The 13,388-nt window shown below is 51.4% G+C and carries 13 protein-coding genes; 5 read left to right on the forward strand and 8 right to left on the reverse strand.

Features of this window, described 5'->3' with window-relative positions:
* Window positions 1-22 precede the first annotated feature (22 nt).
* The 6 genes from sufB to ACL02P_RS10295 all read right to left on the reverse strand — a co-directional run bounded on the left by sufB (window position 23) and on the right by ACL02P_RS10295 (window position 5,938).
* Entirely contained in the window at window positions 23-1,420 is a 1,398-nt protein-coding gene (gene sufB / locus ACL02P_RS10270; protein ID WP_009227089.1) for a Fe-S cluster assembly protein SufB, read from the reverse strand.
* Between the two features lie 22 nt (window positions 1,421-1,442).
* A complete protein-coding gene (gene sufU / locus ACL02P_RS10275) occupies window positions 1,443-1,865 on the reverse strand; it encodes a Fe-S cluster assembly sulfur transfer protein SufU (RefSeq protein ID WP_036646693.1) in 423 nt (140 codons plus the stop codon).
* The gene (locus ACL02P_RS10280; RefSeq protein WP_009227087.1) at window positions 1,865-3,085 is read right to left on the reverse strand and encodes a cysteine desulfurase; all 1,221 of its coding nucleotides are present in this window, start codon (window positions 3,083-3,085) and stop codon (window positions 1,865-1,867) included. Before ACL02P_RS10280 ends, sufU begins: the two co-directional genes overlap by 1 nt.
* Entirely contained in the window at window positions 3,082-4,383 is a 1,302-nt protein-coding gene (gene sufD / locus ACL02P_RS10285; RefSeq protein ID WP_009227086.1) for a Fe-S cluster assembly protein SufD, read from the reverse strand. The genes ACL02P_RS10280 and sufD overlap by 4 nt, the downstream gene beginning before the upstream one ends.
* A 19-nt stretch (window positions 4,384-4,402) precedes the next feature.
* Entirely contained in the window at window positions 4,403-5,185 is a 783-nt protein-coding gene (sufC, locus tag ACL02P_RS10290; RefSeq protein WP_036646691.1) for a Fe-S cluster assembly ATPase SufC, read from the reverse strand.
* 279 nt (window positions 5,186-5,464) lie between these two features.
* A complete protein-coding gene (locus tag ACL02P_RS10295) occupies window positions 5,465-5,938 on the reverse strand; it encodes a Dps family protein (RefSeq protein ID WP_412837211.1) in 474 nt (157 codons plus the stop codon).
* Window positions 5,939-6,149: 211 nt separating this feature from the next.
* Here ACL02P_RS10295 and ACL02P_RS10300 point away from each other — a divergent pair, with 211 nt between their 5' ends.
* Window positions 6,150-6,695: a hypothetical protein gene (locus tag ACL02P_RS10300; RefSeq protein WP_260071498.1), complete on the forward strand. Its 546-nt coding sequence runs from the start codon at window positions 6,150-6,152 to the stop codon at window positions 6,693-6,695.
* 91 nt (window positions 6,696-6,786) lie between these two features.
* Here ACL02P_RS10300 and ACL02P_RS10305 read toward each other — a convergent pair whose 3' ends face one another.
* Window positions 6,787-7,176, reverse strand: coding sequence for a DUF423 domain-containing protein (locus ACL02P_RS10305; RefSeq protein WP_260071497.1), 390 nt, complete (start codon window positions 7,174-7,176; stop codon window positions 6,787-6,789).
* A gap of 173 nt (window positions 7,177-7,349) precedes the next feature.
* Between ACL02P_RS10305 and ACL02P_RS10310 the strand changes: the two genes are divergently transcribed.
* From ACL02P_RS10310 to ACL02P_RS10325, 4 genes are all read left to right on the forward strand, one after another.
* Window positions 7,350-7,760: a hypothetical protein gene (locus ACL02P_RS10310; RefSeq protein ID WP_009227081.1), complete on the forward strand. Its 411-nt coding sequence runs from the start codon at window positions 7,350-7,352 to the stop codon at window positions 7,758-7,760.
* Window positions 7,761-7,953: 193 nt separating this feature from the next.
* Window positions 7,954-8,814 carry a DegV family protein gene (locus ACL02P_RS10315; protein WP_009227080.1) on the forward strand — a complete coding sequence of 287 codons (861 nt, stop codon included), beginning with the start codon at window positions 7,954-7,956 and terminating at the stop codon, window positions 8,812-8,814.
* Window positions 8,815-8,850: 36 nt separating this feature from the next.
* Window positions 8,851-9,705: a DegV family protein gene (locus ACL02P_RS10320; RefSeq protein ID WP_009227079.1), complete on the forward strand. Its 855-nt coding sequence runs from the start codon at window positions 8,851-8,853 to the stop codon at window positions 9,703-9,705.
* A gap of 781 nt (window positions 9,706-10,486) precedes the next feature.
* A complete protein-coding gene (locus ACL02P_RS10325; RefSeq protein WP_009227146.1) occupies window positions 10,487-11,863 on the forward strand; it encodes an IS110 family transposase in 1,377 nt (458 codons plus the stop codon).
* Window positions 11,864-12,244: 381 nt separating this feature from the next.
* Here the strand turns inward: ACL02P_RS10325 and ACL02P_RS10330 are convergent, their stop codons facing one another.
* Window positions 12,245-13,258 (reverse strand): DUF6930 domain-containing protein, encoded by a 1,014-nt coding sequence (locus tag ACL02P_RS10330; protein ID WP_397376647.1) that lies wholly within the window; start codon window positions 13,256-13,258, stop codon window positions 12,245-12,247.
* Window positions 13,259-13,388: the final 130 nt, after the last annotated feature.

The following is a 13,388-nucleotide window of genomic DNA, read 5'->3' on the forward strand; positions in this document are numbered from 1 at the left end:
TCCTTTCGTTTGGCCTAAACTTTTAACCGATCGAGCCTTCCATCTCAAATTTGATCAAGCGGTTCATCTCTACCGCATATTCCATCGGCAGCTCTTTCGTGAACGGCTCGATAAAGCCCATAACGATCATTTGCGTTGCTTCTTCTTCGGTCAGACCGCGGCTCATCAGATAGAAGAGCTGCTCCTCCGACACCTTCGATACGGTCGCCTCATGCTCCAGCGTGATATTGTCGTTCATGATCTCGTTGTATGGGATCGTATCCGACGTCGACTCGTTATCGAGAATCAGCGTATCGCATTTGATGTTCGATTTCGCGCCTTCCGCTTGTCGGCCGAAGGAAGCGAGACCGCGGTAAGTAACCTTACCGCCATGTTTGGAAATCGACTTCGACACGATCGTCGACGTTGTATCCGGCGCCAGGTGGATCATTTTCGCACCGGCATCCTGAAGCTGACCTTTGCCGGCAACGGCGATGGACAGCACGCTGCCTTTCGCGCCGCGGCCTTTCAAGATAACGGCTGGGTACTTCATCGTCAACTTCGAGCCGATATTGCCGTCAACCCATTCCATCGTTGCGTTCTCTTCGGCTACCGCACGTTTCGTAACCAGGTTATAGATGTTTGGTGCCCAGTTCTGGATCGTCGTGTATCGAACGCGAGCGTCCTTCTTCACGATGATTTCCACGACCGCGCTATGCAGCGAGTTCGTGCTGTAAATCGGCGCCGTGCAGCCTTCGGTGTAATGCACAAAGCTGCCTTCGTCGGCGATGATCAGCGTACGTTCAAATTGTCCCATGTTCTCCGAGTTGATCCGGAAATAAGCCTGCAGCGGCACTTCGCATTTCACGCCTTTTGGCACGTAAATGAAGCTGCCCCCGGACCATACGGCGCTGTTCAGAGCCGCAAACTTGTTGTCCGCAGCAGGAACTACCGTACCGAAGTACTCTTTGAACAGTTCCGGATACTCACGCAATGCGGAATCCGTATCCATGAAGATAACCCCTTGATCTTCCAGGTCCTTCTGAATGCTATGGTATACGACCTCCGACTCGTATTGCGCGGAGACGCCGGCCAGGAACTTCTGCTCGGCCTCTGGAATCCCCAGCTTATCAAACGTTTCTTTGATTTCTGCCGGGACTTCTTCCCACGTCTTACCTTGTTTCTCAGATGGTTTCACGTAGTATTGAATATCGTTAAAATCGAGCTCGCTCAAATCTCCGCCCCAACGCGGCAACGGCATTTTCTCGAACTGCTCAAGCGATTTGAGGCGGAAATTAAGCATCCACTCCGGCTCGCCTTTAATACGGGAGATTTCCGTTACGATTTCACGGGTCAAGCCTTTACCGGATTGAAAGATCGCCTTGTGTTCATCCCGGAAACCGTATTTATACTCTTCTAATTCCGGTGCTTTTTTGGCCATGTTCGGCTACCTCCTCAGGGGATTAGATTTCCGCTTGGATTCCTTTTTTCAGCGCATTCCAAGCTAACGTAGCGCATTTGATGCGGGCAGGAAATTTTCTAACGCCGGATAAGGCCTCAAGATCTTCATAGTCGTCAAACTCCACCGTTTCTCCCATCATCAGCCGGGAGAACCGTCCAGCTAGCTCCATCGCGTCCTCGATCGTCCGTCCTTTGACGGCCTCCGTCATCATCGAAGCCGACGACATGCTGATGGAGCAGCCTTCCCCGGTAAAGCGGGCGTCCTTGACGACGTCTCCTTCCACAATCAACTGCAAGGAAATGCGGTCGCCGCAGGTCGGATTGTTCAAATCGACCGTCAGCGCGCCTTCCTCAAACTTCCCGCGGTTCCGCGGATTTTTATAATGATCCATTATGACACGGCGGTATAAATCGTCTAGTTGCATCACCCAAAATACTCCTTTGTTTGGATTAAAGCTTCCGCCAGTCGGTCGATATCCTGTTCCGTATTGTATAAATACAGGCTTGCTCTAGCCGTTGCGCTTGCTTCAAGCCAACGCATCAGCGGCTGGCAGCAGTGGTGACCCGCCCGGATGGCGATCCCGGAAGCATCAAGCACGGTCGCAACATCATGCGGGTGAATGTCCTGCAGATTGAAGGTAATCAGCCCCACTTCGCGCTCGCGCGGTCCATATAGGGCCAGCCCTTCGATCTCTGACAGGCGGTTCATCGCATAAGTGGCAAGCTTGGCCTCGTGCCGGTGAATTTCCTCAAGCCCGATGCCTTCAAGGAAATCGATGGCTGCCGCCAATCCAACCGCACCTGCAATAATCGGCGTCCCGCCTTCAAATTTCCAAGGAAGCTCCTTCCAGCTTGATTCATACAATCCGACATCGTCGATCATTTCTCCGCCGTATTCGATCGGCTCCATGGCTTCCAGCAGATGCTTCTTTCCATAGAGTACCCCAATTCCAGTTGGTGCGCACATTTTGTGGCCGGAAAAAGCATAAAAATCAGCATCCAGCTCCTGTACGTTAACCTTCATGTGCGGGGTGCTCTGCGCGCCGTCAACAACCATAACCGCCCCGTTGCGATGAGCAATCGCCGCGAGCTCCTTGACGGGATTAACAACGCCCAGGACGTTGGATACGTAGGCGGTCGCCACGATCTTCGTCTTGGGAGTAATCGTCTTCTCCGCATCCGCCAAATCGATATGACCGTCCGGCTGCAGCGGGATATATTTCAATACAGCTTTCTTCTTCAACGCCAATTGCTGCCAAGGAATCAAATTGCTATGATGCTCCATCGGAGTAATGACGATTTCGTCGCCTTCACCGACATTCGCCGCTCCGTAAGAGGATGCAACCAAATTCAGCGACGTCGTTGTGCCCCGGGTAAAAATAATCTCTTCCCGGCGCGCAGCCCCGATAAATCGGGCTACCTTCTCGCGGGCGTTCTCGTAAGCATCGGTCGCCCGGCTGCCCAGCGTGTGGACGCCGCGATGCACGTTCGCATTATCCCATTCGTAATAATGCTTTAATGCTTCGATCACGACGGCCGGCTTCTGCGAGGAAGCCGCGCTGTCGAGATAAACGAGCGGATGCCCGTTTATCTCTTGCTGCAGAATCGGGAATTGCTTCTTGAGCTCTTCAGCATGGATACTCATTGTCCCAGCTTCCTTTCCACCAGACCTTGCAGTTGCTTCTGCAACGGTTCCAGCGGGATATCCGAAACCACCGGCGCCAAGAAGCCGTAGATCACCAAGCGTTCCGCCTCTGCACGGGTAATCCCGCGGGACATCAAGTAGTAAATTTGTTCCGGGTTCACCTGCCCAACGGAAGCGGCGTGTCCTGCGGAAACGTCATCTTCGTCAATCAGCAGAATCGGGTTGGCGTCACCGCGGGCTTTCGGGCTCAGCATGAGCACTTTCTCGGTTTGCTGGCCGTCCGCTTTCGTGGCACCTTTCTCGATTTTCGTGATCCCGTTAATAATCGCCGTAGCTTCTTCCCGCATCACCGCGCGGGTAATCATTTGGCTGTTCGAGCTCTTCCCGTAATGTACGGCCTTCGTCGTATAGTTCAAACGTTGTTTCCCCGAACCAACGGCGATGACCTTCGCATCAGAGTTCGAGCCGTTCCCTTTCAAGATCGACAGCGTTTCGCTTGCCGAATCGCCATTGTTCATCTCGCCGATGATCCATTCGATGCTGCCGTCATTCTCAACAACGGCGCGGCGATATGTCACATCCGTCGCTTGCTCGGCCAAATGGTGCACCGTAGCGAATTGGACTTTGGCGCCCGGCTTCACGATTACTTCGGCTGCACCGTTATGCACGATGCTTCCATTCAGATTCACAGAAATATAGTTATCCACGTAGGTGACTTGGCTGTTCGTGTCCGCCACGATCAGGACGTGAGGCGTGAACGCAGAACCTGCATCATCCAACAGGAAAATCGTTTGCAGCGGCGTATCAATCACCACGTTCTTCGGAACGTACAGGAAAACCCCGCCATTCCACAACGCGGCATGCAAAGCTGCCAGCCGATTCTCGTCCGGCTTGATCACGCTGTGCAGGTGCGCCTTCACCAGATCCCCATGCTCCCGCACGGCGGTCTCCAAATCGGTGAAGATCACCCCTTGGCTCGCCAGCTCCGGTGCCAACTTAGTAAATACGGTATCTGCATTCCGTTGAACAAGCAAATTGCTCTGCTCAGTCAAGTCCACCAACGATTGGATGCTGTCAGGCAACTGCTGCGGATTTTCAACCCGAGCTTCAGCAAGCGTTCCAAAGTTGCTCAAATCCCAGCGGTCAATCCGCGTCTTCTCCAATTGAGGCAGTTCCAGTTCCGCCGCCAGCTGCAGCGCCTTCGTCCGGCTGTCCGTCAGCCAGTCCGGTTCGCCGCGCTTCGCGGACAGTTGTTTCAATTGCTCCGCTTCTACCGGAAGTACGGTTTGTGTCGTCATTCTCTACTCCTCCTTCCGTTTAGGCTTCTTGACCAACTGTTTCGTCCACGATACCCAGCTCTTCCTTGACCCAATCGTAACCTTCCGCTTCCAGGCGCTCGGCAAGCTCAGGACCGCCGGATTTCACGATGCGGCCTTGCATCATCACGTGAACGTAGTCCGGTTTGATATAGTTTAACAGACGTTGGTAGTGGGTAATAATCAAGAAGCCGCGGTCTTCGCTGCGCATGGAGTTTACACCATTCGCCACGATCCGCAAAGCGTCGATGTCAAGACCGGAGTCGATTTCGTCCAGAATGACGATCTTCGGATCCAGCAGCAGCATTTGCAAAATTTCGTTCCGCTTCTTCTCCCCGCCGGAGAAGCCTTCGTTCAAATAACGGTGCGCAAACTCTGGATTCATCTCCAGCACTTTCATTTGCTCTTCCATTTGACGAATGAATTTGATCAGGGAGATTTCGTTCCCTTCGCCGCGGCGGGCATTAATGGCACTGCGCAGGAAGTCTGCATTCGTTACGCCAGCGATTTCGCTAGGATATTGCATCGCCAGGAACATACCGGCGCGGGCGCGTTCGTCAACGGCCATCTCCAACACGTCTTCCCCGTTCAGCGTCACTTTACCATCCGTAACTTCATACTTCGGATGACCCATCAGCGCAGAAGCCAGCGTACTTTTCCCGGTTCCGTTTGGTCCCATGATGGCGTGGATTTCCCCGCCTTTTATCTCAAGGTTAATCCCTTTCAGGATCTCCTTCTCCTCGATTGTTGCTTTCAAACCCTCAACTACAAAATGCGTTGCCATGTAACTGCTCCTTCCATTCACGAAAATTAACGTTATTTGCTTAGGGCCGCCGCCCTTGTTCTTGCCATTATATCATAACAATTATCACATTAGAATAATTCTAAGTGATTCTCACTGATTCTCACTTCATTCTAACCTACTTTATTGGCATAAGCAACGTATGGCGGCGGATGTTCACCGTTATGCAATATCGTTGTCACAGAATGCAAAAGGACCCGGCCCGCGTTTGCGGCCAAGCCCTCTTGGAATGCGTGCTGTCTTCGACTCCGGTAAGAGCTATCAATCCAAATACGCCCGGAGCATCCACATGTGTTTTTCCCATTTGCCAAGATAACCGGTTAACAAATCGCTGGTGACGTTATCCTCCACCTGATCCGCGAGACCAATCCCTTCGTTGTACGCCTCCGTTAAGGTCGCCAGGTCCTCAAGCACATGCTGAACCATCGCCTGCGGCTCCTCCTTCCCGGTTGCCTCCTGAATGGTGGCCAGGTCCAGATACTCTTCCAGCGATGCTGCCGGGTTCCACTTCAGCGCCAGCATTCGCTCGGCAATGGCATCCATTTGTTCAGTAACTTCATTATACAACTCCTCAAATTTGGCGTGCAGCCGAAAGAAATTTGTCCCTTTCACATACCAATGATAGTTGTGCAGCTTCACATAAGGCACGTTCAGGTTGGCAACTTGTTCGTTCAGCAGTTGCTCCAGGCTGGATTTCTTCGTATTCTTTGCTGGTTTGGCTTCCGATTTGGCCATCCTTATCCCCTGCTTTCTTCAATAAAATGTTGTCATTATCTTACCCTGATTCAGGCGGGGTGAAACAAAAGATCCATAGATGTATAGATTTGTGTAAATTTCTTGATGTTTGGGCTATGATTGTTGTCATAGTGGTGCTATTATTATTGAGGATTTTCAACAGAAAAAGATGACCTTTCTCTGCCTAACTTGAAATCACTGTGGGGGAATTATGGAAAATCAAACCGGTCAACATCATAATCAAGAAGAAGTGGGCTATTTATTTAACGTCGAAATTCTAGTCAAAGGGACAACGAACCCGCTGGCTCTGCAAGCGCTGTTGAAGCTGCTGAACGACAGCCCTGACATTATAGATTACCGCATCAACTCCGGAATCGAGCTGGGACGAATTATTGAATCTACCTTAGCTTCCCGCACGCAGTCCCGCATCGAAACCGCCCAAGCCGTCAAGGCTAAGAATAACGGCAAAGAAACGTCTAAACAACCCGCTGTGGTGGAGAAGAAGAAAAGCGAGCCGGCTTCGAGCAACTTCAAGGAGCTGGCGACAAGCGATGAATTCCAAGCCTGGATTCAAAACTATATTACAGGCAATAAGCTTGTCCGTTTGTACGTCAATCGTAACGGTAAGCGGACGAGTATGCCGTGCCGAATCTTAAATTTCCTTCCGGAAACCTACGCGGTGAGCGTATACCACGTCGACGAGAAGCAGGTATACACGCTAAAACTGAGCGAGATCATCGACTTTTTGGATACGTAAATCATTTCATTATAAAAGCAGCAAAAAGGGCTGGCGGTTCCTGCAGATGCAGGTTGCGCCAGCCCTTTTAGGGCTTGAATCTCCTTAAGCTTTATGCTCCAGCCCGAGGTGCCGCCTTCCAGGCTTCCAGTGCGAGCAGCAGCCAGCCTGCTAGAAATGATACGCCGCCAAGCGGTGTCACCGGACCAAGCCATCGTAAGTCCAAGGTGGCAAGGCCATATAAGCTGCCTGAAAATAAGATCACGCCGATCAGGAATAACCGTCCGCTCCACAGCAGCCGCTTGGAATCTCCCCACTTCGCGGCAAATAACGCGGTCAGCAGCATGGCGATGCCATGAATCATTTGATAATGGACTCCGGTCTCAAAGGTGCCGATTGCTGCATCCCCGATCCGCTCTTTCAAAATATGGGCGCCAAACGCACCAAACGCCACGGAGAGAAGCATGACAATCGCTCCGATCCCCGCATATTTTCGCTGCACTATCGATTTCGCCCCTTTCTGATCATGTCCCATAGCCTTCGTGTCCATCATACCGCAGGGTTTAGCCTGATTTCCACCACCGTTTCAACCAAAAATATCCTTGCAATTTTCAGGAGGATATTTGAAGATGGTCTTGAATAGGTTTACATTACTGTCTATAGAGGAGTTTTGGGATGGATTATCGTCAATCGGAGCAAGATCCTGTATCACCCTATTTTGCCCCCCACGAGCCAACAAACCGGATGAAATTCTCCGGCCCCGGCATCGCCTCCTTCGTACTCAGCTTACTTGCCGTAATTGGCTATATCGCTGCGCTGGCACTGATTATTTCTACAGCGATGGATCTCGTGGACCAGCCTGCGGAGGTCATCGCCGAAGACCTGATGCAGCGAAGCGGGACCGTGCTTGGCGTTCTGCTGTTCCTGATTTCCGGCTTATTGGACTTGATTGGATTGATTCTGGGCATCGTAGGCTTGGCGATCCGTAATCGGAGGAAAGTGTTTGCGATATTAGGCACGATTTTTTCGGTCTTGCCGTTCGTTCTCTTCATCTTGCTAATCGTGCTTGGAAGCCTCACGGCCTAGGATAACGCGGTACCATGTAAGCTTTCCCTCGAATCGGCGGCGTCCATCGCGGACAGCTGCCGAAAGCCCTAAACCCCGCGGGTCTTTGGTCGGTCTTGGGGCTTTTCCTTGTCTTGTTCTTTTTGATAGAATGTATGAAAGTTCATCTTTTACATTACATGTGATTTGCATCAACTACCCAAGGAGACTGCTTATGTCTAAAGTGAAAATTTTTGCGGATAGTACCTCGGATCTGCCAGCCGGTTGGATCGAACGGTATGACATCGGCCTGGTTCCACTTTACGTCGTATTCGGCAATGAAACGTTCCGGGACGGCATCGACATTACCCCGCTCGATATCTATCGCCGAGTGGAGGCCGAGGGACAATTGCCTAAGACAACAGCACCGTCCCCGAAAGATTTTATGAGCGCCTTTGGCCCTTACATCGATCAAGGAATGGACATCGTGTATATCAGCTTGTCGTCCAAGCTGTCGTCCACCTATCAGAACGCGCTAATCGCAGCAGCGGAATTTCCCGAGGGCCGGATTCACATTGTGGATTCCTTGACCCTGTGCAGCGGAATCGGAATGCTCGTCATGAAGGCCGTGCGCCTAGCCGAGAAAGGATGGGGAGCCGCAGAAATCGCTGGACAAGTTGCCGCCTTACGCCCCCAAGTGGTGACGCAGTTTGTCATTGATACGCTGGAATATTTGTACAAAGGCGGTCGCTGCTCCGGCATGCAAAATTTTATCGGCAGCCTGCTGCAAATTCGGCCGGTACTGAAGCTGGTGGACGGGAACATCATCCCGGCTTACAAAGTACGGGGCCGCAAGGAGAAAGCCGTGCAGCTCATGCTTGATCATGCCCTGGCCGACAAGGATCACATGGACGAGGATCTGATCCTGGTCGCGCATACGCTCGCGGAGGAGGAGGCGCATCGGTTGGCCGTGATTTTGCGGGAGCAGACCGGTGTACGAGAAGTCGCCGTTGCGGAAGCCGGCTGCGTGATTTCGAGCCACTGCGGCCCCCATACCGTCGCGATTATGTATACAAGAAAATCGGCGGCTTCATAAGTCCCATAGATAACCATGACGTTTAGGAGGATTTATATGGGTTCCATTAAAATTTTTGCTGACAGCACTTGTGATCTCCCCGCTGAATGGATTGCGCAGTACGACATCGGCATTGTGCCTCTGTATGTTACGTTTTCGGAACAAACCTACAAGGACGGGATCGATCTGACGGTGCCCGAGCTCTACCGGAAAGTCGATGAGACGGGCAAGCTGCCTAAGACGGCGGCACCGTCACCGGCGGATTTTATCGAAGCGTTTCGTCCCCATATTGAGGAAGGCCGGAGAATTCTCTATATCAGCTTGTCCTCAGAGCTGTCCTCAACTTATCAGAATGCGCTGATTGCCGCAGACGAATTTGCCGAAGGGATGGTGACGGTGTTCGATTCCCTGAATTTATCGACCGGCATCGGTCTGCAGGTGATGAAAGCCGTTAACGCCGCTGCAGAAGGCAAGAGCGTTGAGGAAATCGTTGCCCTGCTGACGGCCGTTCGTCCGCAGGTCGAGACCGAATTTGTCATCGATTCGCTGGATTATCTGTATAAGGGCGGCCGCTGCTCCGGTATGCAGAACATCGTTGGCAGCCTGCTGAAAATCCGGCCCGTCATCAAGGTCGAGAACGGAAAAATGACTCCGGCTTACAAAATCCGCGGCAGCCGGGAAAAAGCGCTGGATCAGCTGTTAAACAATGCGCTTAGCCATCTATCCGAGATGGATAAAGATCTTATCTTCGTGACGCACTCTTTGGCAGATGAGGACGCGAAGGTGCTGAAGGAAGCGTTAGAGGCCAAAACGAACGCCCGCCAGGTTGCGGTGTCCAACGCCGGCTGCGTCATCTCCAGCCACTGCGGCGCCAAAACGATCGGCATTTTATACACGAAGAAGCTCGCCTAGCGGAATATTAAAAAAGGGATGGCCAGAGGGATTCAGTCCTTCTGGCCTTCCCTTTTTGCGTGTGCCCGACAGCAGCTCCCGCAGCAGCTGAAGGTCCCGGGTCAAGGCAACAATCATGTCCTTCAGCTGCGTTTGAGCTCCAGCGCCTTCTCCTGTTCCCCCTACTCAGGCAGCGTGCGAGCAGCTCCGTTAGTTCCTTGGCCTCCTCCAGCACCGCTTCATGAATTAATGCATGGCTGTCCACGTTTCTTAAAGAGGATCCCGATCTCATGCCTACTCCTCCTTTTGGGGTTGATTTTTACTAGGGTTCACTGTGCATTTCCAATTTATTCCGACCTTGGGGCATAAGAAAAACGTCTATCGACGTACATTCAAAGTAGACAGACCGCGTTTAGCGGAAGTTTTTCTTGCGATATCAGGATGCCAATCCCCGTAGTTTATACTTTCTGATATCTTAAGAAAAACGTCTATCGACGTACATTCAAAGTAGACAGACCGCGTTTAGCGGAAGTTTTTCTTGCGATATCAGGATGCCAATCCCCGTAGTTTATACTTTCTGATATCTTAAGAAAAACGTCTATCGACGTACATTCAAAGTAGACAGACCGCGTTTAGCGGAAGTTTTTCTTGCGATATCAGGATGCCAATCCCCGTAGTTTATACTTTCTGGCGTGTAATATAATCAAAATATAAAGAGGAAATCCCCAGCGACTATCGAAGAAAGAAGCACCTGACAGGGAAGCTTCAATCTTACCTACCAACCACAGGAGGTTAAAGTCGCATGGGGAAATCCTCGCACATTCAAGGCCGTAAGGGAACTAAGTTCAGTCAACAGCTAAGGGGCGTTAACCTGGAGCAAGTCCTCATCGTTGCAATCGATGCGGCCAAGCTCCACCAAAAAGCCTTAATATGCAATTATTTCGGCGACATCATTGAAAAACCCTTCTTTTTCTCAGCGAATAATTCTGGTATGGAGCTGCTTTGCAAGAAGATTAATCAAGCGGTTACAGCCACAGAGGCTGTTCGCTTGTTCCTGGGTATTGAGGCAACAGGCCATTACTATGAAGACATCGTCCGCGAGATGGCGAAACGAGGGTACCACGTTCAGATCTTGAATCCGTATACCACCTTCGAGGAACGCGCCGGCGCACTGAATTGGTGCAAAACAGATGATCTTGATCTTGTGGCCATCGCCCATGCCATCAAAAGCAACAAAGCCACTGAAAACCAGCTTTTGAATGGCGTGCAGCGTCAGCTCCATGTCTTGACTCGAGCACGGCGCTCAGAGACACGGAAGCGTGCTTCCTTGCGTACAGAGATTCGAGCACTTATGGACCTCATCTGGCGCGAGTACCAAGGATATGCAGATTATTCAGCCGGTAGAGCTCGAAAAATCAAAGTATTCAGTGACTTCTGGGGGAAAGCCTCGCTCTTCTTCATGGAGCATTATCCACACCCCGCTGCTGTCCTGAAACTAGGGGAGACCGGGCTACGGAAGCTCTCGATTCAGCATAATCTCAAATTGCGAAACACCACCATCCAGAAGCTCTTGCACGTCGCTGAACAAGCGTTATCGAGAAACTTACAGGAACTTCGGCCTGAGCTTATGTTACTGAAAATGAAGCTACGTGACTTACGAACATTTGATGCCAAAATTAATGTTTTGGAACAAGAGATCGAGAACCTTCTCCTTCAGACAGACGGACGACTGCTTCTTACCGTCCCGGGCTTAGGAGTGACTACCGCGGCTGAGCTTTATGCTGAAATCGGCGATGTATCTCAGTACTCGAACGCAAACCAGTTAATTAAGAAAGCTGGCACAAACCCCATTGTTAAGCAAACAGGTGGCGGCAAAGGCTCCTACCGCAAGATTTCCAAACAGGGAAACGATCACCTTCGTTATGCGGTATATCTAGCAGGTAAGAGTCTCTGCATGCATAATAAGGACCTTAAGCCTTTCTATGATCGTCTGAAGGAAAAAGGAAAACATGAACGAGCCATCTTTGTTGCAATGGGTAATAAGATGCTCAAAGTCGCTTTCGCCATGCTGCGAGACCGTTTACCGTTTCAATCGCAGTGCTCTGATTATCACATCCTTGATGAGGTCAATAAGAAGTTGAACTTCAATTGCGTTATGCCGACACTAGCGACGGCCTAACTAAGCAAGATCTTGGAACCGGTCTTTCTGGGACTGAGGGAAGATCGGATCACTTTCTTGGAGACCTTGGATCTCGTATGTCAGCTTTATCCACCTCGCCCTGTGAATGCGAATTGTACGTTAGCGTATACTCTGCACTCAGCCAGATTGCATCGCAGGATTGAAAAAACGAGGCTATTTCCTTTCAAGTCCGAGAAAGGCCGGTTTCAAGCATCGCTTCTCTGTCAGTTGCTAACTTTTTTGAAAATCTGGGGGGTTAGGTGTGTTTGGGTTACCCAGAAACCTAAAAATTCTACTTGACATAGTACGCTGATATCTTAAAAAAACCGGGACTCCCAGCAACTACGCTGGAAACCCGGCTATCATCCTGCACTTATCTAGTTATAATAGCTTGCCTCCTACCGATTGCTGGAACTCCTCAATCGCCGGCAGCTGCGGTTCTACACTGCAGACAAGCCCAAACCCTGCGATCACCGATGCCAGCTCGTCCAGCACTCTGGAAGTACGGGCCACAAGCCGCATCGGCATCACTCTATACGTCTCGATCAACCCCAGCAGACCATCCGCAAGGTTCTCGGACGCTTCCGCCTGTTTGGTCAACCCGTAATGCAGGATCTGCCCGGTCTCTTGATCCGCAATCACGTTCATCGTCGGATAAAACGGACGTTCCTCGTCTTCAATGGGCATGGGGATAAAAAAGCTGTCTACCTCCCAGACCCCCGCATCACCGCTGACTGCACGCCTTGCTTTGACCATGCGCAGCTCGTCCACCATGACCGCTCGTCCGGCTGGCTCCAGCGGCCGATCCGCCTGGTCCGGCTTGAGCCATTCGCTGATCCATTCGGTCGTACCCGCACCCTCCCCGGTAACGGGAATCCGCACGAGAAAACGTTCCCCGTTGCCTTCCAATAGAGCATCGGGATCCTCCCGATAGGAAAGACTCACTTCCATCGCTTGTCTGAGGATCTCCGTCAAGAAGACAATATCGTCCCGGTCCGTTATCGGCCAAGGCACGTAACCCGGCTCGTAGAGACGGAAGGACGGCCAGGCAGTTTTGCCGCGAAAGGATAAACCTAACTCCTTCACCCGTTCATATTCCTCCGGGTACAGCTCGTCCCGGCTGCCAAAGGACAGCATATAACAATGCTGCGCAAACAGCGGATCGCCTATGAATTCCCCATTTAACATGTCAAGCACTGTCTGCAGGCCCTCCGTTCCCAAATAAACGGCCATACCAAACACTTCCTTGCCGCTCCCCATCACGCAGCAATATCCGATACGGTGATCCCATGGACTGCGAACCCCAAACAAATGAACGTTCGAAAGCCATTCCCATGGCTTCAGCTTCTTAAATTGATCCGCGGCTTCATATAGCTCCAGCCAAACCTGATTCATCGGCACCAATTCGTGACCCCCTTCGCAAACCTAACCTAATCTAACTGTTATTAGCTTAACGGGAATCTCCGCCTTTTTCCAGCCTTATTGTTTCCAAACCGGCGCAAGCTCCCTCACATATCGCCCCTCT

The organism is Paenibacillus sp. MB22_1 (assembly GCF_047200555.1).
Lineage (GTDB): Bacteria > Bacillota > Bacilli > Paenibacillales > Paenibacillaceae > Fontibacillus > Fontibacillus phoenicis.